Annotated in this window: 25 protein-coding genes and 3 tRNA genes; 18 read left to right on the top strand and 10 right to left on the bottom strand. The window is 72.9% G+C overall.

Annotation, left to right across the window (positions count from 1 at the left end):
• Positions 1–32 precede the first annotated feature (32 nt).
• Positions 33–902, bottom strand: a complete 870-nt coding sequence (locus tag O7618_RS26940) for a 3'(2'),5'-bisphosphate nucleotidase CysQ (RefSeq protein ID WP_278108940.1) — start codon at positions 900–902, stop codon at positions 33–35.
• 203 nt (positions 903–1,105) lie between these two features.
• Between O7618_RS26940 and O7618_RS26945 the strand changes: the two genes are divergently transcribed.
• On the top strand, positions 1,106–2,200 hold the full coding sequence (locus O7618_RS26945; protein ID WP_278108941.1) for a PLP-dependent aminotransferase family protein: 1,095 nt from the start codon (positions 1,106–1,108) through the stop codon (positions 2,198–2,200).
• A 287-nt stretch (positions 2,201–2,487) separates the two neighbouring features.
• Positions 2,488–3,636 carry a magnesium/cobalt transporter CorA gene (gene corA / locus O7618_RS26950; RefSeq protein ID WP_278108942.1) on the top strand — a complete coding sequence of 383 codons (1,149 nt, stop codon included), beginning with the start codon at positions 2,488–2,490 and terminating at the stop codon, positions 3,634–3,636.
• A 96-nt stretch (positions 3,637–3,732) separates the two neighbouring features.
• Here corA and O7618_RS26955 read toward each other — a convergent pair whose 3' ends face one another.
• Positions 3,733–4,554 (bottom strand): hypothetical protein, encoded by an 822-nt coding sequence (locus O7618_RS26955; protein WP_278108943.1) that lies wholly within the window; start codon positions 4,552–4,554, stop codon positions 3,733–3,735.
• Between the two features lie 84 nt (positions 4,555–4,638).
• On the opposite strand from O7618_RS26955, the gene O7618_RS26960 reads away from it, so the two are divergent.
• Both O7618_RS26960 and O7618_RS26965 read left to right on the top strand, forming a co-directional pair.
• Positions 4,639–5,169, top strand: coding sequence for a peptidylprolyl isomerase (locus O7618_RS26960; protein ID WP_278108944.1), 531 nt, complete (start codon positions 4,639–4,641; stop codon positions 5,167–5,169).
• 25 nt (positions 5,170–5,194) lie between these two features.
• Complete coding sequence (locus O7618_RS26965; RefSeq protein ID WP_278108945.1) at positions 5,195–6,136, top strand: rhomboid family intramembrane serine protease; 942 nt, start codon at positions 5,195–5,197, stop codon at positions 6,134–6,136.
• A gap of 3 nt (positions 6,137–6,139) precedes the next feature.
• Here the strand turns inward: O7618_RS26965 and O7618_RS26970 are convergent, their stop codons facing one another.
• Positions 6,140–6,574 carry a PH domain-containing protein gene (locus tag O7618_RS26970; protein WP_278108947.1) on the bottom strand — a complete coding sequence of 145 codons (435 nt, stop codon included), beginning with the start codon at positions 6,572–6,574 and terminating at the stop codon, positions 6,140–6,142.
• Positions 6,575–6,717: 143 nt separating this feature from the next.
• Between O7618_RS26970 and O7618_RS26975 the strand changes: the two genes are divergently transcribed.
• From O7618_RS26975 to soxR, 7 genes are all read left to right on the top strand, one after another.
• The gene (locus O7618_RS26975; RefSeq protein WP_278108948.1) at positions 6,718–7,890 is read left to right on the top strand and encodes an acetyl-CoA C-acyltransferase; all 1,173 of its coding nucleotides are present in this window, start codon (positions 6,718–6,720) and stop codon (positions 7,888–7,890) included.
• A 103-nt stretch (positions 7,891–7,993) separates the two neighbouring features.
• Positions 7,994–8,506 carry a hypothetical protein gene (locus tag O7618_RS26980; RefSeq protein ID WP_278108950.1) on the top strand — a complete coding sequence of 171 codons (513 nt, stop codon included), beginning with the start codon at positions 7,994–7,996 and terminating at the stop codon, positions 8,504–8,506.
• 69 nt (positions 8,507–8,575) lie between these two features.
• Entirely contained in the window at positions 8,576–9,262 is a 687-nt protein-coding gene (locus tag O7618_RS26985; protein ID WP_278108951.1) for a response regulator transcription factor, read from the top strand.
• Entirely contained in the window at positions 9,255–10,697 is a 1,443-nt protein-coding gene (locus O7618_RS26990) for a HAMP domain-containing sensor histidine kinase (RefSeq protein WP_278108952.1), read from the top strand. Before O7618_RS26985 ends, O7618_RS26990 begins: the two co-directional genes overlap by 8 nt.
• 58 nt (positions 10,698–10,755) lie before the next feature.
• The gene (locus O7618_RS26995; RefSeq protein ID WP_278108953.1) at positions 10,756–11,358 is read left to right on the top strand and encodes a hypothetical protein; all 603 of its coding nucleotides are present in this window, start codon (positions 10,756–10,758) and stop codon (positions 11,356–11,358) included.
• Positions 11,359–11,437: 79 nt separating this feature from the next.
• On the top strand, positions 11,438–12,145 hold the full coding sequence (locus O7618_RS27000) for a glycosyltransferase family 2 protein (protein ID WP_278108954.1): 708 nt from the start codon (positions 11,438–11,440) through the stop codon (positions 12,143–12,145).
• A gap of 189 nt (positions 12,146–12,334) precedes the next feature.
• Positions 12,335–12,778, top strand: a complete 444-nt coding sequence (soxR, locus tag O7618_RS27005) for a redox-sensitive transcriptional activator SoxR (RefSeq protein WP_278108955.1) — start codon at positions 12,335–12,337, stop codon at positions 12,776–12,778.
• Between the two features lie 4 nt (positions 12,779–12,782).
• Here soxR and O7618_RS27010 read toward each other — a convergent pair whose 3' ends face one another.
• The gene (locus O7618_RS27010) at positions 12,783–13,757 is read right to left on the bottom strand and encodes an NAD(P)H-quinone oxidoreductase (RefSeq protein ID WP_278108956.1); all 975 of its coding nucleotides are present in this window, start codon (positions 13,755–13,757) and stop codon (positions 12,783–12,785) included.
• Between the two features lie 72 nt (positions 13,758–13,829).
• On the opposite strand from O7618_RS27010, the gene O7618_RS27015 reads away from it, so the two are divergent.
• Positions 13,830–13,916 (top strand) — tRNA-Ser (locus tag O7618_RS27015).
• A gap of 130 nt (positions 13,917–14,046) precedes the next feature.
• Positions 14,047–14,580 carry a YbhB/YbcL family Raf kinase inhibitor-like protein gene (locus O7618_RS27020; RefSeq protein ID WP_278108957.1) on the top strand — a complete coding sequence of 178 codons (534 nt, stop codon included), beginning with the start codon at positions 14,047–14,049 and terminating at the stop codon, positions 14,578–14,580.
• An 88-nt stretch (positions 14,581–14,668) separates the two neighbouring features.
• On the opposite strand, the gene O7618_RS27025 is transcribed toward O7618_RS27020, so the two are convergent.
• Positions 14,669–15,373, bottom strand: coding sequence for a class I SAM-dependent methyltransferase (locus O7618_RS27025; protein WP_278108958.1), 705 nt, complete (start codon positions 15,371–15,373; stop codon positions 14,669–14,671).
• Between the two features lie 207 nt (positions 15,374–15,580).
• On the opposite strand from O7618_RS27025, the gene O7618_RS27030 reads away from it, so the two are divergent.
• Complete coding sequence (locus tag O7618_RS27030) at positions 15,581–17,350, top strand: hypothetical protein (RefSeq protein WP_278108959.1); 1,770 nt, start codon at positions 15,581–15,583, stop codon at positions 17,348–17,350.
• 7 nt (positions 17,351–17,357) lie between these two features.
• Here the strand turns inward: O7618_RS27030 and O7618_RS27035 are convergent, their stop codons facing one another.
• Positions 17,358–18,140, bottom strand: a complete 783-nt coding sequence (locus O7618_RS27035; RefSeq protein ID WP_278110159.1) for a ferric iron reductase — start codon at positions 18,138–18,140, stop codon at positions 17,358–17,360.
• A 316-nt stretch (positions 18,141–18,456) separates the two neighbouring features.
• Between O7618_RS27035 and O7618_RS27040 the strand changes: the two genes are divergently transcribed.
• Positions 18,457–19,989, top strand: coding sequence for a peptide deformylase (locus O7618_RS27040; protein WP_278110161.1), 1,533 nt, complete (start codon positions 18,457–18,459; stop codon positions 19,987–19,989).
• A 71-nt stretch (positions 19,990–20,060) separates the two neighbouring features.
• On the opposite strand, the gene O7618_RS27045 is transcribed toward O7618_RS27040, so the two are convergent.
• The gene (locus tag O7618_RS27045; protein WP_278108960.1) at positions 20,061–21,182 is read right to left on the bottom strand and encodes a globin domain-containing protein; all 1,122 of its coding nucleotides are present in this window, start codon (positions 21,180–21,182) and stop codon (positions 20,061–20,063) included.
• A gap of 122 nt (positions 21,183–21,304) precedes the next feature.
• Here O7618_RS27045 and O7618_RS27050 point away from each other — a divergent pair, with 122 nt between their 5' ends.
• Positions 21,305–22,078 (top strand): CPBP family intramembrane glutamic endopeptidase, encoded by a 774-nt coding sequence (locus O7618_RS27050; RefSeq protein ID WP_278108961.1) that lies wholly within the window; start codon positions 21,305–21,307, stop codon positions 22,076–22,078.
• Here the strand turns inward: O7618_RS27050 and O7618_RS27055 are convergent.
• On the bottom strand, positions 22,039–22,998 hold the full coding sequence (locus O7618_RS27055) for a hypothetical protein (protein WP_278108962.1): 960 nt from the start codon (positions 22,996–22,998) through the stop codon (positions 22,039–22,041). The genes O7618_RS27050 and O7618_RS27055 overlap by 40 nt on opposite strands.
• 743 nt (positions 22,999–23,741) lie before the next feature.
• Between O7618_RS27055 and O7618_RS27060 the strand changes: the two genes are divergently transcribed.
• Both O7618_RS27060 and O7618_RS27065 read left to right on the top strand, forming a co-directional pair.
• Positions 23,742–23,832 (top strand) — tRNA-Ser (locus O7618_RS27060).
• 36 nt (positions 23,833–23,868) lie between these two features.
• Positions 23,869–23,941 (top strand) — tRNA-Arg (locus tag O7618_RS27065).
• Positions 23,942–24,199: 258 nt separating this feature from the next.
• Here the strand turns inward: O7618_RS27065 and O7618_RS27070 are convergent.
• The gene (locus O7618_RS27070) at positions 24,200–25,378 is read right to left on the bottom strand and encodes a glycosyl hydrolase family 18 protein (RefSeq protein ID WP_278108963.1); all 1,179 of its coding nucleotides are present in this window, start codon (positions 25,376–25,378) and stop codon (positions 24,200–24,202) included.
• Between the two features lie 20 nt (positions 25,379–25,398).
• Positions 25,399–26,667: a glycosyl hydrolase family 18 protein gene (locus tag O7618_RS27075; protein ID WP_278108964.1), complete on the bottom strand. Its 1,269-nt coding sequence runs from the start codon at positions 26,665–26,667 to the stop codon at positions 25,399–25,401.

A 26,667-nucleotide genomic window follows, 5' to 3' on the forward strand; every position in this document is an offset into this window, starting at 1 on the left:
CTCGTTCACCGTGGCCGTACGTACCGTCACTCTCAGCCGAACGCCTCACCCTGCTCACCGGTGACGGCCGAAGCGGGCATCTCGACCCCGGTACGCGAGATCGCGTCGAGCAACCGGTCTGCGATCTCGGGGCGGCAGACCAGCAGATCGGGCAGGCGCGGGTCGGACCGGTTGTAGCGCAGCGGCGACCCGTCGATCCGGGACGCGTGCATGCCCGCGCCCAGCGCGACCGCCACCGGCGCGGCGCTGTCCCACTCGTACTGGCCGCCCGCGTGGACGTACGCGTCGACCTCGCCGGTCACCACCGCGCAGACCTTGACCCCGGCCGAGCCCATCGGCACGGCCCGGGCGCCCAGCAGCTCGACCAGTTCGCCGACGAACGCCGGCGGACGGCTGCGGCTCACCGCGATGCGGATCGGCCCGTCGGTCGCCTTCGGCGTCGGGCAGGTGGTGCCGAGGACGACCGGGTCACCGTCCACCGTGGCGCGGGCCGGCATGCCGACCGCGCCGGCCACCAGCGCGCCGTCCGGCGCGGCGGAGCGCTGCCAGAGCGCCACGTGCACCGCCCAGTCGTCCCGCCCGGCCTCGGAGAACTCGCGGGTGCCGTCGAGCGGATCGATGATCCAGACCCGGTCCGCCGCGTGCCGGGGTGCGCGCTCGCCGTCGGCCCAGGCCCGGCGGGCGTCGGCCTCCTCCTCGGAGAGCACCGCGTCGGCCGGGCGCCAGCGGGCCAGCGCCGCGGTCATCAGTTCGTGCGACGCGCGGTCGCCGGCGTCCTTGAGCGCCTTCGGGTCGGCGAAGCCCTGCCGGTCGCGCAGCGCGGTGAGCGCGATCCCGGCCTCGGTGGCCAGCCACTGCGCGAACCGCTGGTCGTCGAGTCGTCCCGTCTCGTCCTCGGTCACGAGGCCCCATCCCTGTCTCGCGGGTCTGCCGACCCGTCATCCTTCGGCGGCCGGTCCGGTCGGTGCCACCGTCCGGTCGGATCGTAGACAGTCGCGAGCCGGTCTCGGCTCCGCCGGCCCTGGTGGACACCCACGACCGCCCGCATGTTGAACTTCGCGTGTATGCCGGTCGGACCCGCCGGGCCAGGCCCTAGGCTCTGCGCATGACCGCCGAGCAGCTGATCTCCTTCGCCCGTGGGGCTCCTTCGCTGGACATCGTCGATGTCGAGGGGCTCAAGGCCGCCGCCGTCCGCGCCTTCGACGCCGACCCCGCCGGGGTCACCGCGTACGGCACCTCCGTCGGCTACCCGCCCTTGCGGAAGTGGATCGCCGAGAAGCACGGCGTCGAGGCCGACCAGGTGCTGGTCACGAACGGCTCGTTGCAGGCCGACGCGTTCCTTTTCGACCACCTGGTCCGCCGCGGCGACGCGGTGGTCGTCGAGCGTCCGACGTACGACCGCACGCTGCTCAACCTCCAGCAGATGGGCGGCGAGGTGCACGGCGTGACGATCCAGCCGGACGGTCTGGACGCCGCCGAGCTGCGCAAGTTGCTGGAGTCCGGGGTCCGGCCGCGGCTGGCCCACGTGATCCCGAACTATCAGAACCCGGCCGGCGTGACGCTCTCCCTGGAGAAGCGTCGTGAGCTGCTGGACCTGGCCGCCGAGTACGAGTTCACGATCTTCGAGGACGACCCGTACGCGGACATCCGCTTCCGGGGTGAGCCGCTGCCGTCGATGCTGTCGATGGACGGCCGCGGCGTCGTGGTGCACGCCTCCAGCTTCACCAAGACGGTCTGCCCGGGGGTCCGGGTCGGCTACCTGGTGGGCCCGGCGGAGCTGATCGCGGCGATCGCCAAGAAGGCCACCAACCTCTACATCTCGCCGGGCATGGTGGCGCAGGCGATCGTGCACCAGTTCTGCGTCTCGGGGGCGATCGAGCAGTCGGTTCACACGGTCCGCACCGCGCTCGGCGAGCGGGCCGGCGCGCTGGCCGAGTCGCTGCGTCGGCACATCCCGGAGGCCCGGTTCGTGGAGCCGGACGGCGGTTACTTCCTCTGGGTGGAACTGCCGGCGGACGTGGAGGTGGACCGGCTGGCGCCGGCCGCGGCCGAGCGTGGCGTCGCGGTGGTGAAGGGCAGCGACTTCATGGTCGACGGCGGCCGGCACGCGCTGCGGTTGGCATACTCCGCCGTGACGGCGGACCGGATCGACGAGGGCGTGCGGCGGCTCGCCGACGCGATGGGCGCGGTTCGCGGCTGAAAAATCTGTCGGATTTCCGACACAAACGCCTCAGGGGTCGGCCCGGCTCTCCCGCCGGGCCGGCCCCGGGCCCACAATGCTGCGAGCGTCGCTCGTCTCTGCCGGCGGCCGCCCGGCCGGCTCGGCGACGCGTCCAGCATCACTCCCGCCCCCAAGGGTGCCGGGTGGGCCGTGTCGCCCCTCACCCCCCTGACGCGGCCGGCCCGCCCGGCGCCACACGTGATCGACAGTCCCGGTCCCCGGCGGCGTAGCCTGCAACCCGCAGCTTCGTGGAGAGGGGGCGAGAGATGACGGACCGGGTGGCACGCGAGCGAAACGCCGGCCAGCACGGCGAGCGGGCGGTCAGGCCACGCGCCTGGGCGGCCCCGGTACGCGCCATGTCCCGCATCCTCAACGCCGACGGCTCCCCACGAACGCCGCAGCCGGCCCGTTCCGGTCGCAGCGGGATCGTGGACTGCGGGCTCTACGTCGACGGCGAGCGCCGGCCCGGCCGCCCGCAGTACGCCGAGGCGCTCGCCGACGCCCGCCGGGAGCGCGACGGCTTCGTCTGGCTCGGCCTGCACGAGCCCGACCTGACCGAGATGACCGAGATCGCCGCCACGTTCGGCCTGCACGAGCTGGCCGTGGAGGACGCGGTCAAGGCCGAGCAGCGGCCGAAGCTGGAGCACTTCGGGGAGATCGCCTTCCTGGTGTTGCGCACCGCCCGCTACTGCGAGCACGCCGAGCTGACCGAGAACTCCGAGGTGGTGGAGACCGGTCAGGTGATGCTCTTCATCGGGCCGAACTTCGTGATCAGCGTGCGGCACGGCGACGCCTGCCGGCTGTCGCCGGTGCGCGCCGACCTGGAGGCGAAGCGGGATCTGCTGCGGCACGGGCCGTGGGCGGTCGCCTACGCGATCACCGACCGGGTGGTCGACCTCTACCTGGAGGTCGCCGACCGGCTGGAGGACGACCTCGACGTACTGGAGGCGGACGTCTTCGACCGCCAGAGCAGTGGCCGGATCCAGCGGATCTACCAGATGAAGCGGGAGCTGGTCGAGTTCAAGCGGGCGGTGGCGCCGTTGCAGCGACCGCTGCTCACCCTCACCTCGCAGGCCAACCGCGCGGTGCCGCAGGAGGTGCGGCGCTACTTCCGGGACGTGCAGGACCACCTCAGCCGCACGGTCGAGCAGGTCAACTCCTACGACGACCTGCTCAACTCGATTCTCCAGGCCCGGCTGGCCCAGGTCACCGTCGACCAGAACAACGACATGCGCAAGATCGCCGCGTGGGCCGCGATCGGCGCGGTGTGGACGGCGATCGCCGGCATCTACGGCATGAACTTCGACAACATGCCCGAGCTGAAGTGGACGTACGGCTATCCGGGCATCTGGGCGGTGAACCTGACCCTGTCGTTCGTGCTCTACCGCTGGTTCCGCCGCAACGGCTGGCTCTGACCGGCGCCGGCCGGGACACGGCCGGCGCGGACACGGAAGCGCCGGCCACGCGGGACGTGCCCGCGCGCCGGCGCTGCTCCGTCGGCCGTGGCCGGCTCAGCGGCGACCGCTGGCCCGGGCGGCGCTCCGGCCGTTCTGCGCGGCCTTGGTGATGTCGTCGGCCGGACGACCGGAGACGTCCCGCGCGCCCTCGGCGACCGAGGGGACCTGGCTGTTCGGGTGGATCACCGGGTCGGCGCCGGGCGCGGTGGTCGACGCGCTGCTGCCGTCGGCCACGGTCGAGCTGCCGGCGCCGGTCGGGCCGGCCTGGGTCACCTTCGCGGTCGCGTCCGGGGTCTCCACCACGATCGTGTCCACGTCCTCCCGCATCGGATCCAACGTGTCCTGCCCGGTCGGGGCGAGCGTGCCGGTCGGGTCGTACTCGGCCCACTCCGGCTGCTCGCGCCGGCGGCGCATGGCCATCGCCCCGGCCAGGCCGGCGACCGTGCCGGCGATCAGCAGGCCGGCGGTCATGCCCCGCGACCTGCGCTGCTTCTTCTTTCCGGCCTTCGTGTTCTTCGCCTTCTTCGTCATCGCGGACTGCTTCGCCGCCACGGCCTTACGGCCGGTCAGCGCCTTGCCCGCGGTCTCGGCCCGGGCGTTGCGCACGGCCAGGAGCACCGGCGCGAGCGCGGCGGCGCTCGACGCGATCCCGCTGGAAGCCCGGTCCCGGACCAGGACGGCGGCGGGTGCGACCGCGACCCGGGCTGCCTGGACCCGCGGGCCGACCGTGGCGCCGGCACCCTTCGCCGCGTGCGAGGCGGCCTGCCTCAGGTGACCGATGCCCTGGTTCAGCTCCACCTTCGCGAGCTGGCCCTGGGTCTTTCGCCGCCCGATTCCAAACACGTTCCCACCTCCTGGGAGTTGTTCCTTCGTCATCCTCCACCTTCGGATGCCTCCGCATGGCCAGATCGGGCACATGGGAGGATCCGCAAGGAACTGACCAACGAGTGAGGAGTACCCGTGGCCGAGGCTGTCTACGCCACCTTGCACACCAACGCCGGCCCGATCCGGCTGGAGCTCTTCGAAAACCACGCGCCGAAGACCGTCCGGAACTTCGTGGAGCTGGCCGAGGGCAACCGGGAGTACATCGACCCGCGTACCGGTCAGCCGGGCAGCGGGCCGTACTACGACGGCACCATCTCGCACCGTGTGATCAGCGGTTTCATGGTTCAGATGGGCGACCCGACCGGCACCGGGCGCGGTGGCCCGGGCTACAAGTTCGCCGACGAGTTCCACCCCGAGCTGCGCTTCGACCGGCCGTACCTGCTCGCCATGGCGAACGCCGGGCCGGGCACGAACGGCTCGCAGTTCTTCATCACCGTGTCGCCGACGCCACACCTGAACAACCGGCACACCATCTTCGGCCAGGTGGCCGACGAGGAGTCGGTGAAGGTGGTCGACTCGATCGCGAACACCCCCACCGGGCCGAGCGACCGTCCGCTGCAGGACGTGGTGATCGAGCGGGTCGAGATCGAGCGGCAGCAGTCCTGAGCGTCTCGCGGGTACCTTTGCTCGCATGACTGAGCGCTCCGGGCAGGCAGGCGACGCGACCGAGGGGCCGGTGCCGACCACTCCGGTCTGCTACCGGCACCCCGATCGGGAGACCTATCTCCGGTGCACCCGCTGTGACCGGCCGATCTGCCCCGAGTGCATGCGCGACGCCTCCGTCGGCCACCAGTGCCCGGAGTGCGTCGCCGAGGGACGCCGCAGCGTGCGGCCGGCGCGCACCGCCTTCGGTGGCGGTGCCGCCGGCCGCGAGGGCTATGTGACGAAGGCCCTGATCGGCTTGAACGTGGTGATGATGGTGCTCTCCGTCATCTCGGCCCGGAGCGGGTCAGCGGTCGCCGGCGGCGGTCTCGGCGGCCTGATGGGTCAGTCGACCCCGCTGACCAACTGGGGCGGCGTGATCGGCCTGGCGATCCTGCCCGACCAGACCCTGGGCGGGGTGGCCGACGGCCAGTGGTACCGGTTGGTCACCGCGATGTTCCTGCACTTCGGCGTGCTGCACCTGTTGTTGAACATGTGGGCGCTCTGGGTGCTCGGCCGGACGCTGGAGGCGGTGCTCGGGCCGCTGCGGTTCCTCGCGCTCTATCTGATCGCCGGGCTCGGCGGCAACGTCGCGGCCTACGTCTTCACCGCGCCGAACCGGTCCACCGCAGGGGCGTCGACGGCCATCTTCGGCCTGTTCGCCGCGATCTTCGTGATCATGCGTCGGTTGGGCCGGGACACCTCGGCGATCGTGCCGATCCTGGTGATCAACCTGATCTTCACGTTCACCGTGCCGAGCATCTCGGTGGCCGGGCACCTCGGCGGGCTGGTGGTCGGCGCGGTGATGGCGCTGATCCTGGCGTACGCGCCGCGATCCCGGCGGACCGCGTTCCAGGTGGCCGGCGGCGCGCTCGTGCTGGTCGCGCTGATCGGCATGACGCTGGTCCGCACCGCCGCGCTGACCGGCTGACCGTCAGCGCGCGGCGGAGCGGGCGGCGGTGAGCGCGGCGGCCACCTCGTCCAGCGGCGCGTCCAGGTCGCGGCGGCCGAACAGGTGCAGCGACTCGCCCGTGTCGATCTCCAACGTCTCGGCGGTGACGCCGCGGCGGCTGCGCCGGTCCAGCCGGATCGCCTCCACCGCCGCCCAGGGCAGTCGGCGCCGGCCGGCGTAGCCCCGGATCACGGTGAGCCCTTCCGGGTCGACGGCGAGCCGGACCGGCGCGACGAGGTCGCGCACCGCCCAGGCGAGCAGCGCGGCGGCGACCGCCCCGGCGAGCGCCGGGCGGACCGGGTCGCCGGCGGCCAGGAGCGGGCCCAGGGCGGCCACGGCGAGCGCGCCGAGTGCCTTGACCAGCGGCAGCGCCCGCGGCACCCGCCACTGCCGGGCCGGTGACGGCTGTGGATCCATGTGCCCAGCATGCCAGCCACCAACGCCGGGACGCGGGGGAGGACGACCGGACGGCCCGGCCGCGACCACCGGGGGCGCGGGGGAGGACGGCCGGTCGGGTCAGCACGTAGTATCGGGGGAAGCGAGGTTACCGGGGAGTAGACATGAGTGACGCGGTCATCGTCGGTGCGGTACGGACCCCGGTCGGGCGGCGCAAGGGCAGCCTCTCCGGCGTGCACCCGGTCGATCTGTCGGCGCACGTGCTGCGGGCCCTGGCCGAGCGCACCGGCATCGACCCCGGCCAGGTCGACGACGTGGTGTGGGGTTGCGTGTCGCAGGTCGGCGAGCAGTCCTGGAACGTGGCCCGCAACGCCGTGCTGGCCGCCGGCTGGCCCGAGTCGGTTCCCGGCACCACCCTCGACCGGCAGTGCGGGTCGAGCCAGCAGGCGCTGCACTTCGCCGCCGCGACGGTCCTCTCCGGGCAGGCCGATCTGGTCGTCGCCGGCGGCGTCGAATCGATGACCCGGGTGCCGATGGGCTCCAGCGTGGTCGGCGGGATGCCGTTCAGCGCGGCGATCCTGGAGCGTTACCGCGGGGTCGAGGGCGTCGCCGAGGACTCGCCGCTGCCGTTCAACCAGGGCGTCGGCGCGGAGCTGATCGCCGAGCGCTGGCGCTTCTCGCGCGCCCAGCTCGACGAGTTCGCGCTGGCCAGCCACGAGAAGGCGGCCGCCGCGCAGGACGCCGGCGCGTTCGACCCCGAACTGGCCCCGGTGGTGCTCGCCGACGGCGGCAAGTTCGCCGCCGACGAGGGCGTCCGCCGGGACACGTCGCTGGCGAAGCTGGGCGAGCTGGCCACCCCGTTCCGGGCCGACGGCGTGGTCACCGCCGGGTCCGCGTCGCAGATCTCCGACGGCGCCGCCGCGCTGGCGGTGACCACCGCCGAATGGGCCAGCCGGCACGGCCTGCGCCCGCTGGCGCGGGTACACACCGCGGTGGTCGCCGCCGACGACCCGGTCGCCATGCTCACCGCGCCCATCCCGGCCACCGCGAAGGCGCTGCGCCGCGCGGGGCTGGGCATCGAGGAGATCGGGGTGTACGAGGTGAACGAGGCGTTCGCCCCGGTGCCGCTGGCCTGGCTGGCCGAGACCGAGGCGGACCCGGAGCGGCTCAACCCGCGCGGCGGCGCGATCGCGCTCGGCCACCCGCTCGGCGGGTCCGGCGCGCGGATCATGACGACGATGCTCCAGCACATGCGGGACAACGGCATCCGCTACGGCCTCCAGACCATGTGCGAGGGCGGCGGCATGGCCAACGCGACGATCGTCGAGCTGCTCTGACCGGAGCCGGACGTCGCACCGTGGGTGCGATTTGCACGGATGGAAGTTCCAAAAATCGGGGGTGACCCATATCACCCCAGGTCAGCCGTTCGTTGCACCGGGTATGGACGTGTTCTCGCGAACGTTCCTTCCGGCCGCCGCCGAAACCGGGCTGGCGACCCAGACCGCCACCCGGCACATGCCGGTGTTTCGTCGCTGCGTCGGTTCCGGCGACGCCACCATCCTGGTCACCCGGTGCAGCCGCCCGGACCACCCGGTCGGCGGCGAATACCTGATGCTGCTCACCCACCGCCGGCTGGTGGTGACCCGGCAGACCCGGGTGCTGCACCGGCTGCGCCTGCACCTCAACACCGAGCTGCGCGAGCTGAGCAACGTCACCTGGAGCCCCGACCCGCGATCGCACAGCCTGGAGTTGGCGGCCACCGCCATCGACGGGGTGCGCGAGCGGTTCCTCATCCGTGCCCACCATCCCAAGCAGGTGTGGCAGCTCGACGCCCTGCTGAACCACGCCTTCCGGACCCGGCTGCGGACGCCCACGGAACGGCTGGTCGCCACCATCGGTGACCCGCCGGCCGTCGACCGGCCCGTCGTGTTCCGGCCGGCGCCGGCACGCTGACGTCCTCCTTACCGAACCCGAACATCGCCCGGACCGTCCTCGACGCCGACGGTCGGTCATCATGGGCCGGTGACCGCCGATGCCACGCAACGCGGGCTCGTCCTCGTGGTCGAGGACGAACCGGCCATCGCCGACCTGGTCCGGCTCTATCTGACCCGGGACGGTTTCGGCGTACACCTGGAACGGGACGGCACGGCCGGGCTGGCCGCGGCGCGGCGCCTGCGCCCGGTGGCCTGCGTGCTCGACATCGCGCTGCCGGGCCTCGCCGGCACCGAGATCTGCCGGCGGCTGCGCGCGGCGGACGACTGGACGCCCGTCATCTTCCTCACCGCGCGCGACGACGAGGTGGACCGCGTGGTCGGCCTGGAGTTGGGCGCCGACGACTACGTCACCAAACCGTTCAGCCCGCGTGAGCTGGTCGCCCGGGTGCGGGCGGTGCTGCGCCGCAGCGCCGGTACGCCCGTCGAGCAGCCACGGGTGCTCGGCGCGGTCACCCTGGACCCGGTCCGGCGGGCGGTGACCGCCGGCGGGGTCCCGGTGCAGCTCACCTCCACCGAGTTCGACCTGCTCGCCCACCTGATGGCCCGCCCCGGCCGGGTGTTCACCCGGGAAGAGCTGCTGGCCGCCGTCTGGGGCTACACGGCGCACGGCGGGACCCGGACCGTCGACGTGCACGTGGCGCAGGTCCGGGCCAAGCTCGGCCCGGCCGGTGTGATCCGCACCCACCGTGGCGTCGGGTACGCGGCCGATGCCTGACCAGCCCACGATGGCGCTGCCGATCGTCGGCCCCGGCGCGTCGCCCGCCCGTCGCCGGCCCGGCCGCACCCTGACCGCCCGCGCGGTGCTCGTCACCTGCGCGGTGGCGCTGGTGTCGGTGCTGGTCACCGCGTTGGTCGCGGTGCCGCTGGCGGTACGCGGCGCGGAACGGCGGGACCAGGAAGCGCTGGCCGCCCAGGCCCGGCTCGCCGCCGACGTGCTGCGGGTCCGGCCGGCACGCCAGCGCGACAACGCCGGGGACCGGCTCATCCGGCAGCTCCGCCAGCAACAGATCGACGTGTACGTGGTCCGGGGCGGCCAGGTCGACAGGCGCGGGCTGCCCGCGCCGCTCGTCGCCCGGGTCGCCGCCGGCGGGAACGTCTCCGGCCGGCGCCTCGTCGACGGGCAACGCCGGCTGGTCGAGGCGCGGGCGCTGCCCGGCGGCGACGGGGTGGTGCTCACCCGGGAGGTCACCGCCGGACCGTGGCGGCAGGTGCTGCGCGGGCTGTGGCTGCCGCTGCTGGCCGGCCTCGCCGCCGGAGCGGCCGCCGGGCTGCTGCTCGCCCGCCGGCTGGCCCGGCCGATCCGGGTCGCGGCGGACGCCGCCGCCCGGCTGCGCGCCGGCGACCGGGCGGTCCGGGTGCCGGTCGAGCCGCCCGACGAGGTCGCCGACCTGGCGTACGCGCTCAACGGGCTGGCCGCCGCGCTGGCCACCAGCGAGGGCCGGCAGCGCGAGTTCCTGCTCTCGGTCTCGCACGAACTGCGTACCCCGCTCACCGCCATCCGCGGCTACGCCGAGGCGCTCGCCGACGGCGTGCTCGACGCGGACGCGGTCCCGGCGACCGGCCGGACCGTGCTCGCCGAGGCGGAACACCTGGACCGGCTGGTCAGCGACCTGCTGGCGCTGGCTCGCCTAGAGGCCGCCGACTTCCCGCTGGAGCCGGGGCCGGTGGACCTGACCCGGCTCGCCGCCGATGCCGAGCGCACCTGGTCGGACCGGTGCGCGGCGGTCGGGGTGCCGTTCCGGGTCGAGGTGCCCGGCGTGCCGGTGCCGGCGTACACCGATCCGGGGCGCATCCGACAGGTGGTGGACGGGCTGCTGGAGAACGCGCTGCGGGTCGTACCCCCGGGGGCGCCGGTGGTGCTCGCGGTCCGGCCGGCCGGCGCGGGCCCGGCCGCCGGCGGGGTGGTGGAGGTCCGCGACGGCGGTCCCGGCTTCACCGACGACGACCTGGCGGTGGCGTTCGAGCGGGGCGCGCTGCACCAGCGGTACCGGGGGGTGCGCAAGGTGGGCAGTGGGCTGGGGCTGGCGCTCGCCGCCGGCCTGGTCCGCCGGCTGGGCGGGGACATCGTCGCCGGGCACGCCCCGGAGGGCGGCGCGGCGTTCACCGTCCGGCTGCCCGGAGACCCTTACCTGGCTCGAACATCGGCCTGACGGTCCGCTCGCGTCGGTGCGGGACGCTCCTCCCACCACCGGACGAGAGGAAACCCACGTGACACGTCAGCGGATCGTCACCGGCGTCACCGCACTGCTCGCCACCGCGGCGCTCGGCCTCAGCGGGTGCGGGGCGGCCCAGGTCGGCGCGGACCAGGCCAGGGAGAGCGCGGTCGAGGTGGCCGCCGCGATGGGCGTGGACGGGCAGGCCCTCGCCGCGCTCGGCGTCGACGCCACCGACCTGGACGTCGACCCGGTCGCCGCGCCCGCCCCGTCCGCCTCCGGCACGCCGGGCCAGCAGGCCGGCGAACACAAGGGCGACCGGGCCCAGGACTGGCGCAAGCGACACCGCGCCCGGGTGCTGCTGCGTAAGAACACGCTGCACGGCGAGGTCGTGGTGCAGACCAAGGAGAACGGGACGAAGACCGTCGCGGTCCAACGCGGCCAGGTCACCGCGATCGACGAGAAGTCGATGACCGTCAAGTCCACCGACGGTTTCACCATGACCTGGACGTTCGACGCGAAGCTGCGGGTGGTCGAGCGCCGCGCCACCATCCAGGCGACCGACGTGAAGGTCGGCACCACGGTCGGCGTGGCCGGCACCAAGGACGGTGACCAGGGGATCGCCCGGCTCGTCGTGGTGCCCCGCAAGCAGCAGTAAGGTTGACGGGCTGTCGTGACCTGCCGGATCTGCCAGGCTACGCTATGCCCCGACCTGCCATCGCGTCCGTGGAGAACCCGTGAAGCTCTCGATCCTCATGCCGGTCTATAACGAGGAAGATCGTGTCGCGGACGCGCTCAAGCAGGCGCTGGCGGTCGACTACCCGTGCGAGATCGAGCTGGTCGTGGTGGACGACGGGAGCCGGGACGGCACCGGTGAGGTGCTCGGCCGGGTCGACGACGCCCGCCTGCGGGTGATCACCCACCAGCGCAACGCCGGCAAGGGCGCGGCCATCAAGACCGCCGTCGACAACGCCGAGGGTGAATACATGGTCATCCTCGACGCCGACCTCGAATACGACCCGCAGGACATTCCGCGCCTGCTGGAGCCGGTGCTCGACGGTCGGGCCACGGTGGTCTACGGCAACCGCACCTTCGGCAGCCACAGCTCCTACAGCTTCTGGTATGTGGTGGGCAACAAGGGCGTCACGTTGGCGGCGAACGTGCTCTACAACTCCTACATCGGCGACCTGGAGACCTGCTTCAAGTTGATGCCGCTGGAGCTCTACCGCTCGCTCCAGGTGCGGTCGCGGGGCTTCGGCATGGAGGCCGAGGTCACCGGCAAGCTGCTGCGCCGGCGCATCCGCCCCTACGAGGTGCCGATCAGCTACCGGGCCCGGGGTCGCGAGGAGGGCAAGAAGATCACCTGGAAGGACGGCGTCGAGGCGATCTGGATCCTGGCCCGCGAGCGCACCCGGCGCCGCCCGGTCGGTGTCGCCGCGCGCTGACCCGCACGACCTGAGGACCCCGCACCCGGCTTCCACCGGGTCGCGGGGTCCGGTCGTGTCCGGTCCAGACCGGGGCCGAACTCGCGGCCGGCGCGCACCCGGTCCAGCAGCGCGCCCACCTCGGTGGCGGTGGTCGTCGTCATGCGGATAGCCTCGGACCTGAACCGAACTTCAACTCAAGGTCCTGTGATGCACGAGGCAACCCTCACCATCGGCCAGCTCGCCGACCGCAGCGGCGTGGCGCCCTCCGCGCTGCGCTACTACGAGCGGCTCGGCCTGATCCACGCCGCCCGCACCGGCGGCAACCAGCGCCGCTACGCCCGCACCGAGCTGCGCCGGGTGGCCTTCGTCCGGATCTCCCAGCAGGTCGGCGTGTCCCTCGACGAGATCCGGGAGGCGCTCGACTCGCTGCCCGCCGGACGCACGCCGACCCCCGAGGACTGGGCGGCGCTCTCCCGGGCCTGGCGGGACCGGCTGGACGAGCGGATCCGGCTGCTCGGCAAGCTCCGCGACGACCTGGACGGCTGCATCGGCTGCGGCTGCCTGTCGTTGCACCGCTGCACGCTCTACAACCCCGGCGACTCGCTGGCCGCCGAGGGCCCCGGCGCGCGCCTGGTGCTCCCCCGGGACTGATGCCTCACCGGACCAGCAGCACCTTGCCCAGGTGGTCGTTGGTCTCCACCAGCCGGTGCGCGTCGGCGGCGTCCGCCATGTCCACCCGTGCGTGCACCACCGGCCGGACCTTCCCGGCCTCCACCAGCGGCCACACCCGCTCGCGCACGCCCCGGGTGATCGCCGCCTTCTCGTCGACCGGTCGGGACCGCAGCGCGGTGGCGTGCACGGAGGCGCGCTTGGCCAGCAGCATCCCGAGGTCGAGTTCGCCCTTGCGACCGCCCTGCATGCCGATCACCACGAGCCGTCCGCCGGTCGCCAGCGCCGCCACGTTCCGGGGCAGGTACGACGCGCCCATGATGTCGAGGATCACGTCCGAGCCCCGGCCGTCGGTCACCCGGCGCACCTCCTCGACGAAGTCCTGCTCCCGGTAGTCGATCGTGTGGGTGGCGCCCAGCTCGCGCAGCCGCTCGTGCTTGGCGTCCCGCGCGGTGACCACCACCGTCGCGCCCAGCGCCACCCCGAGCTGGACCGCGAACGTGCCGATGCCGCTGCCGCCGCCGTGCACCAGCAGCGTGTCCCCCTCCGCCAACCCGGCCAGGTCCACCACGTTCGACCAGACCGTGCAGGCCACCTCCGGCAACGCGGCGGCGTCCACCAGGTCCACCCCGGCCGGCACCGGCAGCAACTGCCCGGCCGGCACGGCGACCTGCTCGGCGTAGCCGCCGCCGGCCAGCAACGCGCAGACCTCCTGGCCCACCGACCACCCGGTCACGCCCGCCCCGAGCGCGCGGACCGTCCCCGAACACTCCAACCCGGGGTACGCCGGCGCGCCCGGCGGTGGCGGATAGTGGCCCTGTCGTTGCAGCAGGTCGGCCCGGTTGACCGCGCTGGCCCGCACCTCGACGACCACCTCGCCGGGGCCGGGCTCGGGGTCGGGGACCTCCGCCCAGACGAGTGCCTCGGGTCCGCCGGGTTCCGTGATCGTGATCGCGCGCATGGCTCAGTCTTACCCGATCGCGCGTTCGTGGCAGACTATGCGCGGTCGGGTTCCCCATCGGGGAGCGCGTCGGGAGGGTTCGCCTAGTGGCCGATGGCGCTGGTCTTGAAAACCGGTAAGGCAGCGATGTCTTCGTGGGTTCGAATCCCACACCCTCCGCCCGCGACGCCGGGGAAGGCGCAGCTGACGGACGCGTCGGTCTGGATCGGCGAGATGGTGCGCCGGCAGCACGACAGCGGGGTATGAAGGGGCGCAGAACATTTCGCACACCCGGAAGGACCCCGTTTCGATGACCCTGGAACGACCGATCGCCCCGGACCCGTACGAGCTGCTGCCGACCGTGCCGGCGTTCGACCTGACCAGCGACGACGTGCACAACGGCGAGCCGATGGACGCCAGGTACGCGCACGGCAGCGCCGGCGGCGAGAACGTGTCGCCGCACCTGTCGTGGTCGGGCTTCCCGGCGGAGACGAAGAGCTTCGTGGTGACCTGCTTCGACCCGGACGCGCCCACCGGCAGCGGCTTCTGGCACTGGGTGCTGGTAGACGTGCCCGCCTCGGTCACCGAGCTGCCCACCGGGGCGCGGGAGACCGACCTCGGTGGCGCGTTCAGCATCCGCAACGACTACGCCGACACCGGCTACGGCGGCGCCGCCCCACCGCCGGGTGACCGCCCGCACCGGTACGTCTTCGCGGTGCACGCGGTCGACGTGGAGCGCCTCGACGTGGGCAAGGAGGCCAGCCCGGCCTTCGTCGGCTTCAACCTTGCGTTCCACACGCTGGCCCGGGCGGTGATCCGCCCGACCTACCAGGTCAAGGACTGACCCCGGGTGTAAGGAGGGGCCCCTTCTTAACACGTGGGTGTGAGAAGGGGCCCCATCTATACCGGAGGCGTTAAGAAGGGGCCCGGCCTTACACCCGGGCCACCGCGAAGACGGACTGGCCGAAGGGGGGACGGATGCGCTGCTCGGCGGCCTTGGTGGCGGGCAGCACCAGGGTGTCGTAGACCTTCACCATCGGGCCCTCCTTCGGCATCAGCCGGAAGACCTTGGTGGCCATGAAGTAGCCGATCAGGCCGAGCGCGTTCGCGTAGTGGATCTTCTCGACCGTGAGCCCGGCCTCGGTCATCGCCGTGCCCAGCGTCTTCTTGGTGTAGCGCCGCACGTGGCCGGTCGCGATGTCGGCCGGGCCCATGGCGAACTGGAACGCCGGCACGATGATGATCACCGCGCCGCCGGGCCGGACCAGGTCGCGCATGCTGCGCAGCGCGCCTACGTGGTCGTCGATGTGTTCCAGCACGTTGTAGGAGACGGCGGCGCTGTAGTCACCCCGCTCGGTGTGCGGCAGCAGCATCTGCCGGACCTCGACGCCGGGGTGCTGGCTGAGTCGCTCCTTGAGCTTGACCAGGCGGTCGGGGTCGGCCTCGGTGGCGGTGATCCGGGGGATGTGCGCCGCCCACTCGAGGGCGTAGTCGCCCAGGCCGCTGCCGATCTCGATGGGGTTGTCACCGAGGTAGGGCACCGCCAGCTCGACGAACCACCGCCGGTGGTTGACCGCCGTGGCCAGGCCTTCGAGCACCTCCGCCTGGACGCGCTGATCCCCAGTGATCTCTGCCATGCGTCGATTCCTCACGATATTACTGACCCGCGCCTGGACCGTCAGAGTCAACCATCTGGATGGCTGGCGGGAAAATCGGGGCACCGGAGTGGCCGAATTGCGGTCGGGTGGGGCACGTGATCGGCGGTCGGCGAACTCGGCACACAGTACGTGAGTCACCGAAAAATGTCACGGGCCCGTCATACTCTGACTACGCTCTGAAATGTCATGACTACTCCGCAATCGCGCGCGGGCCCACGGCGAGGCTGGCGGATCGACGCCCTCGCCGTGCTCAGTTTCGTGCTGCTGGCGTTCTGGGTGACCGCCCGACTGTGGGCGAATCCGGCGAACGGCGTACGGGACAATCGCACCGATCAGGCGCAATTCGAATGGATGATGGCGCACGGTGCCCGCGTGGCCACGGATTTCGCCTATCCGTTCACCTCGGACCAGATGAATGTGCCGGACGTCGTCAATTTGATGGCGAATACCTCCGTATTATCCATTTCGCTGCCCCTCGCGCCGGTCACGGTGTGGTGGGGGCCGCGCTGGTCGTTCCTCATTTTCCTCACCCTCGGCCTGGCCGCCACCGGAGCTTCCTGGTATCTCCTGCTCTCCCGGGTGGTGGTCGGCGCCCGCGGGCCGGCCTGGCTGGGCGCCGGCTTCTGCGCGTTCGCGCCGGCCATGGTGTCGCACGCCAACGCCCACCCCAACATCGTCAGCCAGTTCGTGGTGCCGCTGATCGTCTGGCGGACGCTGCGGCTGGCGCAGCCCGGCCGCTGGGCGCGCAACGGGGTGCTGCTCGGACTGGTGATCGTCTGGCAGGCGTTCCTCAACCTGGAGATCCTGCTGATGACCGCCATCGGCCTGGGCGTCGTGGTGCTGGCGCTCGTGCTCGGCCGGCCGGCGCTGCGGGCGGCGGCCCGGCCCTTCGCCGCCGGGCTCGCCGTCGCCGCCGTGGTGGCCGGTGTGCTGCTCGCCTACCCGCTCCACGTGCAGTTCGCCGGCCCCGGCGCGTACTCCGGGCTCTCCACGCTGATTCGCGGCTACTCCACCGACCTCGCCGCCTACCTGGCGTGGTCCCGGGAATCGGTGGCCGGCGACGCCCGGGGCAGCGCGCCGCTGGTCAAGAACGCCACCGAGGAGAACGCGTTCTTCGGCTGGCCGCTCGTGGTGCTCGTGGTAGCGCTGGTCTGGTGGCTGCGTCGCGACGCGGTGGTGCTCGGGCTGGCCGCCGTCGGGGTGGTGTTCGGTCTGTTCTCGCTCGGCCGGGAGATCCGGTTCGACGGGCGCGACACCGGCGTGCCCGGTCCGTGGGCCGCGCTGGAGAATCTGCCGGTCCTGCATTCCGTGGTGCCGACCCGCTGGTCACTCGCGCTCACCCCGATCATCGGCGTGCTGCTGGCCCTCGGCGCCGACCGGGCGCGACGCCTGGCCCGGCGGCATTCGGCGGCCCGGGGGCAGATCCGGTTCGCCACCGGCACCGTGCTCGCCATGGCGCTGCTGCCGATCCTGCCCACCCCGCTGCCGGCCACCCGACTGGACCCGACCCCGGCATTCGTCACCTCCGGGGCGTGGCGGCCCTACGTGACGGGTGGACGCAGCATCGTCACGCTCCCGCTGCCCGACACCACCTACGCGGTCCCGCTGCGCTGGTCCGCCGAGACCCGGCTGGACATGCCGCTGGCCCGGGGCTACTTCCTCTATCCGGACACCCGGCCGGGCGCCGGCCGGATCGCGCTCTTCACCGCGCCGCCGCGCCCCACCAGCACGTTCTTCGAGACGGTGCGCCGCACCGACGCGGTCCCGCCGATCACTCCGCAGGACCGGGTGGCGGCCGTCGACGACCTGCGCTTCTGGCGGGCCGGCGCGGTGATCCTCGATCCCCGGCTGCGTTCGGCGGAGTCGCTGCGCCGGGCGATGACCGAGCTGACCGGGGTCACCCCGACCCGCGCCGGCGGGGTCTGGCTCTGGGACGTCCGCCCGCTCGTCGACTGAGCGCCGGTCAGCCCTGGCGGACGCAGCAGCCCTGGCAGACCTTCGGCCGGGGCAGCGTGAAGGCGAGGCAGCAGGTGCGCCGCTGCACGGTCGGCTCACCGGCCGGGCCGGGCACCAGTTCGACCAGGTCGGCCAGGTCGAGCGCGTCGAGCAGCGTGCCGACGGTCGCGGTGGTCGGGCCGGGCAGCGCGTCCGCCGCGCGCAGGATGCCGTGCGCGATGCCGGAGGCCACCGAGCCGAGCAGGGTACGGGTACCGATCCGGACCTCGCGCTGGATGGCGGCGATCAGCGGGGCGAAGTGGGCGTCGAGCAGCGACGCGCGCAGCGCGCCGAGCAGGGCGTCCTCGTCGGCGACCACCCGCACGGCGGGCGCGCCGGCCAGCGCCAGCGGGTCGCCGGGCAGCACCGCCACGCCGGTGGAGGCGTGCAGGCCCAGGGTGAGCAACTGGTGGTGGTCCTCGAAGTGCACGAGCACGTCGGTGGGGTGGAGCAGTGGCACCCGGCGTGCCGAGGCCCAGCCGAGCACGGCCGGCAGCGCGGTCCAGTAGCTGTAGGACTTCCAGGCGAGCGCGGCGCAGGCGTGCGGGGTGCCGCCCCAGCGGCGGCCGGCGGCGGTGAGGAACTCGGGGAGCAGCGTGCCGTCGATCAGGCGGGCGGCCGGCGCCCAGCGGTCCAGCTGGTCGCGGACCAGCAGGCCGGGCGCGAGCCCGGGCAGGTCGTCGGTGCCGAACATGGCGCGCAGGGTGGCGGTCACCGGGGCGAACGGGGTGGCGACGTCGCGCCCCGGCATCACCGCAGTCACCTGGCCGTCCCCTGTCTGGTCGCCCGTCGGCCGGCGCGTGCCGTCGACCGAAGCTAAGGCTAGCCTAACCACACTCCCGGAGGAGGGGAAGTGGTGCCACGGGCTTCGGGGAGAGGTCCCGGTCACTCCGTCGCTGTCGCGTACTACCCGGCAGGGCGGGTGGAAAACGCTGCCGAGGGCCCCGGCGAACGGCGCAAGCATCGACGTGCGCCGCTGAATTGTCAAGGTGAGTGTCGAATACGAGCCAGTTTCCGTACACGGTCGGACACGAAACGTGAAGATGGTCTTCCCGCGTACGAGGATGCTGATGACCTCACCGATCGAGCGTGCCGCCGACTCGTTCGCGGCCGAACTCGCCCGGCACCGGACCGGTCGAGGGCTGTCCAAGAAGCAGTTGGCGACGCTGATGGGCTTCGACCCGTCCTACGTCAGCCACGTCGAAGGGCGCCGGCACCGGCCCACCGAGGACTTCGCCCGCCGGGCCGAGGCCGTCCTGGAGGCCAGCGGCGCGATCTGGCAGCGCTTCCGGGAGTACGACGAGCTGCGGCACAGCCGGGCCGCCGGAACCCACCGGGAATCACCCGTCCCCGGCCAGTGGTTGCCCCCGGGGACCGGCCTGGTGGTCGAACGCGAGGTCGCCACGCTCACCCACACCGGCGACGGCTACCACTGCGCGATCCGCCGCGAGCTCTACAACGCCGGCACCGAGCCGGTCACCCGCTACCTGGTCCGGGTCGCCGTCGACCGCTACCCCAACGACCCGGGCCGCTCCAACCGGCACCACCGGGAACACCCGCTCACGTTCGCCGAGCTGCAACTCACCGCCTACCGGGACGATGGCGGCGGGCGGGAGCCGATGCACTGGCGGGCCAAGCACGACCGGGACGCGTTCAAGGAGATCTGGCTGCTCTTCGAGAACGACGAGGGCCGCTTCCCGCTCTACCCGGGCGACCGGGTCACCATCGAGTACGCCTACCGCGCCGGCCGGGACAAGTGGGGCCCCTGGTTCCAGCGCGCCGTACGCCTGCCCACCCGGCACCTGGCGGTGCGGCTCGACCTGCCCGCCGACCTGGACCCGAAGGTGTGGGGCGCGGAGACCTCGCTGTCGGCCGAGGAAGGGCCGCTGCGTACCCCGATCCAGCGCGCCGTGGCGGACGACCGGGTGATCTACGACTGGGGGACCGACGACCCGCCGCTGAACGCCCGTTACCGGATGCAGTGGCGGTTCCGCAGCCACGCGGCGGACGCCGAACCGGACACGCCGCCCGCCGGCGACACCCGGGTGCGCGCCAGCGACCGGATGCGCGCGGTGGGCATCGTGCAACGCGGCGACGACGTGCTCCGGCAGCCCGCCCGCCAGTTCGACCTGCCGGCCGAGGAACCGCACGCCCGGCAGGTGGTGGACCGGCTCGCCGGCATGCTGACCCGCCTCGACGAACTGCACCCGTTCAGCAAGGGCGTGGGGCTCGCCGCGCCGCAGCTCGGGCTCGGCTGGGCCGCCGCGCTGGTCCGCCCCGCCGACCGGGCCGCCGAGCCGGTCGTGCTGCTCAACCCCCGGGTGGTCGACGCCGCCGCGGAGACCGACGAGCAGTACGAGGGCTGCCTCTCCTTCTTCGACCACCGCGGCCTGGTGCCCCGGCCGCTGCGGATCGACGTGGAACACGCCCAGTGGGACGGCAGTCGGGTCATCACGTCCTTCGAGTACGCGATGGCGCGGCTGGTCGCCCACGAGATCGACCACCTGGAGGGGCGGCTCTACGTCGACCGGATGGCGCCCAACGTGCCGCTGGTGCCGGTCGAGGAATACCGCGAGACCGGCACCCCCTGGCGCTACTGACGCGGGCGGGGGGCCGGGTCGCGTGCCCCAGGGGGCGGGGGCACGCGACCCGGCTCGGGGGGAGTAAGGCTCTAGAGGGCGCCGAACGTGTCGTAGCGGATGTGGTCCGGCGGGACGTCGTCGGCGGCGAGCGCCCGCAGGGTCGCCCGGACCATGGCGGCCGAGCCGGAGACGTAGCAGTCGTGCGTGGTCCACGGCCCGTACCGGGTGACCACCTCGGAGATGTCGCCGATCTCGCCGGCGAAGTCCGGGTCGTCGCTGCACGCCGGCGTCACCGACAGCCACGGGTGCGTGGCCACCAGCTCCTCCAGACCCGGCAGCCCGTACAGCTCGTCCGGGTGGCGGGCGCCGTAGAAGACGTGCACCCAGCGGGTCCGGTTGACCCGGGTCAACTCCTCCACCAGTGCCTTGATCGGGGCCAGCCCGACCCCGCCCGCGACGCAGAGGACGTCCCGGGTGGAATCCGGGTCGAGCGTCATCGACCCCATCGGTCCGGCCAGCCGCAGCAGGTCACCCGGCCTGGTCCGGCGGACCAGCGCGCCGGACACCCAACCGGCGCCCCCGTCCGGCGTGCGGACGTGGAACTCCAGCAGGTTCTCCTCGTTCGGCGCGTTCGCCACCGAGTACGTGCGCCAGGTGCGCGGGAGGTGGCGCGGCACCTCCACGCTCACGTACTGGCCGGCCTGCCACGGCAGCGGGTCCTGCAGGGCCCGCACGGTCAGCACCGCCGTGTCCGCGCCGTGCCGCTCGTGGGTCAGCACCTCGGCGTGCCAGAACGGCGGGTTCCCGTCCGCCTCCGCGCCGGCCTGCATCCGCTCGCTGATCCCCGCGTACGCGTCCCGCCACGCCTGGTCGTACTCCAGGTTCCAGCCGTCCCCGGCGACGCTGCGCAGCCCGTCCAGCAGCGCGACGCCGAGCGTCTCGTAGTGCTCCGGCGTCACGTGGTACTTCCGGTGGTCCCGGCCCAGCCCGCGCAGGTAGTCGTCGAACGTCTCCGGGTCGTCCATCGTCTGGGCGGCCGTGACGATCGCTTCCAGCAGGCGGTCCCGCTGCCCGCTCATCTGCACCGGGAAGAGCTTGCGCAGCTCCGGGTCGAGCAGGAACAGCCGGGCGTAGAAGTGGCCGCAGAGGCGCTCCCCGTGCTCCTCGACGAGGGCCCAGCTCTCCTTCAGCAGCCGCGCGACGTTCTCCACAGGGCACGCTCCTTCTCCGGGACGGGCGGATCGGCGCCCACAGAATGTCAACGGAGCGTGTCCACCGGTCGCACACAATGTGCGACCGGCTCATCTGCCGTCGGAAGTGGTTTCATGGTCCGGTGACGGTCGACGAGCTGGCCCGCCCGGTCTCCCGCCGGGTGCTGGGCACCGAGACGCTGCTGGTGCTCGGTCTCTCCCTCGGCCAGTCGGCCGTCTACGCGCTGGTCTCGCTGATCGGCAAGCTGACCGCGTCGGGTGGGCTGTCCAAGCAGACCGCCGCACTGAACACGTCCGCCTCGGCCCGGCCCTACCTCGACCTCACCTACCAACTACTCGGGATCGTCTTCGCGCTGCTGCCGGTGCTGCTCGCCGTACACCTGCTGGCCCGCGACCCCGGCGACCCGGCGCGGACGCTCGGCGTCGACCTCACGCGGCCCGGCTCCGACCTGGTCCGCGGCGCCGGCCTGGCCGCGCTCATCGGCCTGCCCGGGTTGGCCCTGTTCTGGGTGGCCGCCCAGCTCGGCGTGAACGCCACGCTGGTCCCGGCCGCGCTGCCGGACCTCTGGTGGGCGGTGCCGGTGCTGATCCTCGCCGCCGTGCAGAACGCGGTGCTGGAGGAGGTGATCGTGGTCGGCTACCTGGTCACCCGGCTGCGACAACTCAACTGGCGACTCGGCGCGGTGCTCGCGACCAGCGCGGTGCTGCGCGGCTCCTACCACCTCTACCAAGGCTTCGGCGCGTTCGTCGGCAACGCCGTGATGGGCGTGATCTTCGGGCTGGTCTACCTGCGCACCCGCCGGGTGGCCCCGCTCATCGTCGCGCACACGGTGCTCGACGTGGTCGCCTTCGTCGGCTACGCGCTGCTGCCGAGGTCCTGGTTCGGCTGGCTCTGACCCGTCGACCGGTAACGCCCGACCGCCCGGGCGGCGACCCGCTCGGCGGCGGCGGTCCCGCCGGTCACCGCGGCCAGCACCGCCGCACCCGGCAGCAGCCGCGCCGCCAGCCGCAGTCCGAGCCAGCCGCCCGCCTGCGCGGCCACCGGCGTGGCGAGCCGCCAGGCCGCCTCCGCCGCCCGACCCCACGGCTCGTCCGCCGGCTCGCCGGCCGCCCCGGCCGCCGCCAGCGCCGCCCGCGCGGCACCCTCGTCCGGATGCACCGACGTCAGCACCAGCAGCTCCGCCGCCCGGTCCGGGTGCGCCGGGTCGTGGTCGTAGGCGGCGGCCACGTGCAGTACCAGGTTCGCCTGCGTCCAGAGCACCGCCGCCAACTCGGCCGCCGGCGCGAACAGCCCGGCCCCCGCCGCCAGCGCGCCGCCGGTACCGGCCATCCGGACGAACCGCCGGGTCGCCAGCCGGGCCACCCCGTCGGCGTCCGCCTGCGGGTACGCCCCACGGACCTGTTCCACCCAACTGCGGGCGCGCGGCCCGAGCGCGTCCACCGCGGCCAGGGCCAGCAGCTCAGGCGCGAACCCCGGGTGGTCGCGCAGGCGCGGCCCCAGCACCCGCCAGCCCGACACCGGGGTACGCGCCACCGCCGCGATTCCGGCCACCGGCTCGGGCTCGGCCTGCTCCTGGCGGGGCGGGGTCGGTGCCGGCTGCTCGGGCCGCTCGCCGGCGGGGTCGCCGTGGTTGCCCGCGGCGGGCCGGATCGTCGACGGGGCGTCGGCCGTCTCGTCCGACGGAGTCGCGACGGGCGCCCGCTTGGCGGCGCGCTTCGCCGGGCTGGTCCGCGCCGCCGGGGCGGCCTTCGTGCTCCGGCGGGCCCGCGGGGCCCGAGGCGCGGGGTCGGCCTCCTCCGCCGGTCCGTCCGGCATCTCGGCCGACGTCTCCACCCTTTCGGGTGCGGTGAAATCGGGCGCGGCGGCGGTCTTCCGGCGAGGTGCGGCGGGAGCCTTCCGGACGGCTTTTCCGGCCGGTTTCCTCTCGGCCGGGACGGGGCGCCCCGGCTCCACGCCGACCGGGGTTTCCGGCCCCGGCCGAGTGGCCGCTGCCGTCTCCTCGGCGGGTGTGCGTCGGAGCGGCTCGTCCGTGGGCGACGTGGCCGGCGTCGCCAGGGGAGGGTGTGCACTCGGATCGGTCGGTGCCGGCGGGTCGGAGTCGGTCGGCGGCGTGGCGACCCGGGTGCCGGTTTCGCCCCCGGCGGTCGGTGCGCCGGCCGGCGTACCCGATGGGGGGGCCGGGCGCTCGACGGCCGGGCGTGGGCGCGGGGCCGGTGGGGCGTCGGCGGCCGGCTCCGGCGGCTGGAACAGGACGGTCGGCGTGGCCCGGCGCGCTCGCTTGCGCGGCGGCGCGACGTCGGTCACGTCCGCCGACGGCGGCTCGGGGGCCGGCGGCGGGCTGAAGGTGGGCCTGGGGGAGCGGCTCCGCCGGGCCTTGTCGGCGGGCTCGCGACGGGGGGTATCGCTCGGCGGCTGCTCCTGCATATCGATGGAGCGTAGTCGGCAACGTGACCTGGCACACGGCGAAGACACGGCGGCTCGGCGGGGTGCCGGTAGTCGCTTTGCCCCCGGCGGGTGTGGGCCTGTATCCTCGGGCGCGGTGACCTCCGGGTCACCGGGGAGACTTCGCCTAGTCTGGTCTATGGCGCCGCACTGCTAATGCGGTTGGGGTTTTAAAGCCCCTCCCGGGTTCGAATCCCGGAGTCTCCGCGCGAAAGCCGGTTGTGTAGACTGGCCGAGCACCAAGCGCCCGTAGCTCAATGGATAGAGCATCTGACTACGGATCAGAAGGTTAGGGGTTCGAGTCCCTTCGGGCGCACGAGATCATAAAGGGCCTGACCTGCGGAAATGTGGGTCAGGCCCTTCTTGCTGTCCGGCCTGTGGACCACAGGTGTCGCGGGATGGGACGCGGGTGCAGCCCTGGACGCCACCTTCGGGTCGAACGGGCTCCGAGCCGCCACCGGCACCCTTGGGGCCGAGGAACTGTCCGCCGCGCGGCCGGTCCGCCGATTGAGCTTCGGAGCCGGAACGAGCGGCAGGCACGTCGAGGCGCGCCTGCCGCTCGTTGTGTCCTGGATCAGAAGCCAGCCGAGATCCGGCTGAATTCCCAGTCGCTCTGGGCGATGCCACTGCAGTTGGAGACCACGCCGCCGCCGGCGCAGCCGCGATCCCGGTTCACCGCCCAGAAGGTGAATCGGGCGAGCCCGTTGCTCCTGGCGTAGTCACGGATTCGCGTCCAGGTCTCCGGCGTGGTCACCTCCTGCTGGTCGGAGAGGCCGTTCATGCCGGAGATGCCCATGTGGGCGTACGCCGTCTGGTCGTTCCAGCCGAACGTGGACTTCAGTTGGTTCTTCAGGCCCTCGGCGGCGTTGCGGGTGCTGGTGTACATGTCACTGCCGCCGCCGAAGTCGAACGGCATGATGGTGAAGACGTCCACGTTCGCGTTCAGTGCCCGGGCCTGGTTGATCAGTCGGACGCCGTGCACGTTCGGCCCGCTCGTGGTGGTGCCGAAGGTCAGGATCGTGGTGACGCCCGGGTTGTTGCGTTTGATGATGCCCAGGGCGCGCACGATGCGGTCGGCGACCGTGTAGTTCTCGAACTCGTCGTAGTTCTCGATGTCGATGTCGATGGCCTTGAGGCCGAACGTGTCGATGACCTTCTGGTACGCGCCGGCGAGGGCCTCCGGGGTCGAGCAGTTCGGGCCGAGCTTGTTGCCCTGCCAGCCGCCGATCGACGGGACGATCGTCGCGCCGGCCGCCTTGGCCTGGTTGATCCAGGACTGGTGGACGCCGCCGGTCAGGCCGCTCTCCCCGTCCCAGACCGGGTTGCAGCCGTTCGCCAGCACGAACGCGACGGTGAACGCGCGGACGCCCTGACCGGTGATCGTCGAGGGCGCCGGCGGGTTGCCCCAGCCGGGGTAGACGTACGGCGCGGCGGCCATCTTGCCGGCCGGCGGCGGGTTGGTCGGTCCGGTGGGCGGCGGGGTGGTCGGGGTGGTGCCGCCGCAGGTGCCCTGGTTGGCCCAGACGTCCCACTGGCCGCTGTGGGTGGCCGGGTTCTCGTTCTGGGTCCACCACTTGGCCTGGTAGTTGACGCCCTGGTAGGACGACTGGCCGCCGCCGACGTACACCTGGGACGCGGACCAGGCCGGGTAGCAGGCCGCGGCGGCGCTCGACGTGGACATCGGGGCGATCGCGATCGCGATGGAGGTGGCCGCTACCGCGGTCGCGGCGAGGATCTTCTGCCTGAGCTTCATGGCACTCTCCTGTGGGGGTTTCAGGGCAGGGTGTCGAGGTGGGGGCGGATGGTGTCGGCGAAGCCGTTGCCGTTGGTGACGTCCCAGTTGATCGACCAGGTCATGGCGCCACGGATGCCGGGGTAGGTGCGCGGCGGCCTGACGGAGCCGCAGTTGGTGCCGGTGGCGAGGCAGTCGAGGGCTTGGTTGACCACCGTCGGGTTGACGTAGCCGCCACCGGCGGCGCTCGGCGCGGCCGGCAGTCCCAGGGAGACCTGGTCCGGCCGGAGCCCGTTCTCGAGCTGGATGCAGGCGACCGCCACGATGAAGTTGACCGATCCCTGGCTGTACGCGGCGTTGTTGTCGCAGCCGAGCATCGCGCCGGAGTTGTAGAACTGCGTGTGGACGACGGTCAGGATGTCCTTGATGGCGAGGGCGAGTTGGAAATACTGGGCGCCGGTGCTCTGCATGTCGATGGTCTGCGGTGCCATCGTGATGATCAGGTTGGCGCTCGTCCGGTTGCGGATGTCGCGCAGCGCCTGACCCATGTAGGTCGCGTTGAGGCCGTTCTCCAGGTCGATGTCGACGCCGTCGAACCCGTAGGTTCCGATGAGGTTGACTATCGAGTTGGCGAAGTTGGTCGCGGCGCTGGCACTGGCGACCGAGATGGTGCCGCGCTCGCCGCCGACCGAGATGACGACCTTCTTGCCGCGGGCGTGCAGGGTGGCGATGTCGTTCTTGAAGTCGGTGTCGGTGTAGCCGCCGAGCGAGGCGCTCAGGCCCGCGTCGATGCTGAAGGACACCGCGCCGGGTGTGCTCGTCGCATCGGCGAACGCGACCGCCACCAGGTCGTAGCGGGCCGGGACGTCGCGGAGCCGGATCTCCCGGGCCGGGTTGTCGAAGTTCTGCCAGTAGCCGGTGAGGAAGTGCTTCGGCAGTTGACCGTTGCCGGTCGGTGGCGGCGTGGTGGCTGGCGGGGTGGTCGTGGGCGGCGGGGTGGTCGGGGGTCGCGTGGTGGGCGGCGTCGTGGTCGGTGGTGGCGTGGTCGGCGGCGTGGTGCCGCCGCAGGTGCCCTGGTTGGCCCAGACGTCCCACTGGCCGCTGTGCGTGGCCGGGTTGTCGTTCTGGGTCCACCACTTGGCCTGGTAGTTGACGCCCTGGTAGGAAGCCTGGCCGCCACCGACGTAGACGGTGGACGACGACCAGGCGGGGTAGCAGGCGGCGGCCGCGGCGGCGGACGACGCCAGATGGACGGAGGTGCCACCGGCGGCGAGCACGGCGGCCAGGACGAGGAGGGCGGGGCGGCGCAT

The organism is Micromonospora sp. WMMD980, assembly GCF_029626035.1.
In the GTDB taxonomy this organism is placed as follows: domain Bacteria; phylum Actinomycetota; class Actinomycetes; order Mycobacteriales; family Micromonosporaceae; genus Micromonospora.

Coding starts and splice junctions, on each gene's coding strand:
- O7618_RS26945 (WP_278108941.1), top strand. CDS start 1,106: ATGACCGCCGAGCAGCTGATCTCCTTCGCCCGTGGGGCTCCTTCGCTG.
- corA (WP_278108942.1), top strand. CDS start 2,488: ATGACGGACCGGGTGGCACGCGAGCGAAACGCCGGCCAGCACGGCGAG.
- O7618_RS26955 (WP_278108943.1), bottom strand. CDS start 4,554: ATGACGAAGGAACAACTCCCAGGAGGTGGGAACGTGTTTGGAATCGGG.
- O7618_RS26965 (WP_278108945.1), top strand. CDS start 5,195: ATGACTGAGCGCTCCGGGCAGGCAGGCGACGCGACCGAGGGGCCGGTG.
- O7618_RS26970 (WP_278108947.1), bottom strand. CDS start 6,574: ATGGATCCACAGCCGTCACCGGCCCGGCAGTGGCGGGTGCCGCGGGCG.
- O7618_RS26975 (WP_278108948.1), top strand. CDS start 6,718: ATGAGTGACGCGGTCATCGTCGGTGCGGTACGGACCCCGGTCGGGCGG.
- O7618_RS26980 (WP_278108950.1), top strand. CDS start 7,994: ATGGACGTGTTCTCGCGAACGTTCCTTCCGGCCGCCGCCGAAACCGGG.
- O7618_RS26990 (WP_278108952.1), top strand. CDS start 9,255: ATGCCTGACCAGCCCACGATGGCGCTGCCGATCGTCGGCCCCGGCGCG.
- soxR (WP_278108955.1), top strand. CDS start 12,335: ATGCACGAGGCAACCCTCACCATCGGCCAGCTCGCCGACCGCAGCGGC.
- O7618_RS27010 (WP_278108956.1), bottom strand. CDS start 13,757: ATGCGCGCGATCACGATCACGGAACCCGGCGGACCCGAGGCACTCGTC.
- O7618_RS27020 (WP_278108957.1), top strand. CDS start 14,047: ATGACCCTGGAACGACCGATCGCCCCGGACCCGTACGAGCTGCTGCCG.
- O7618_RS27025 (WP_278108958.1), bottom strand. CDS start 15,373: ATGGCAGAGATCACTGGGGATCAGCGCGTCCAGGCGGAGGTGCTCGAA.
- O7618_RS27030 (WP_278108959.1), top strand. CDS start 15,581: ATGACTACTCCGCAATCGCGCGCGGGCCCACGGCGAGGCTGGCGGATC.
- O7618_RS27035 (WP_278110159.1), bottom strand. CDS start 18,140: ATGCCGGGGCGCGACGTCGCCACCCCGTTCGCCCCGGTGACCGCCACC.
- O7618_RS27055 (WP_278108962.1), bottom strand. CDS start 22,998: ATGCCGGACGGACCGGCGGAGGAGGCCGACCCCGCGCCTCGGGCCCCG.
- O7618_RS27070 (WP_278108963.1), bottom strand. CDS start 25,378: ATGAAGCTCAGGCAGAAGATCCTCGCCGCGACCGCGGTAGCGGCCACC.
- O7618_RS27075 (WP_278108964.1), bottom strand. CDS start 26,667: ATGCGCCGCCCCGCCCTCCTCGTCCTGGCCGCCGTGCTCGCCGCCGGT.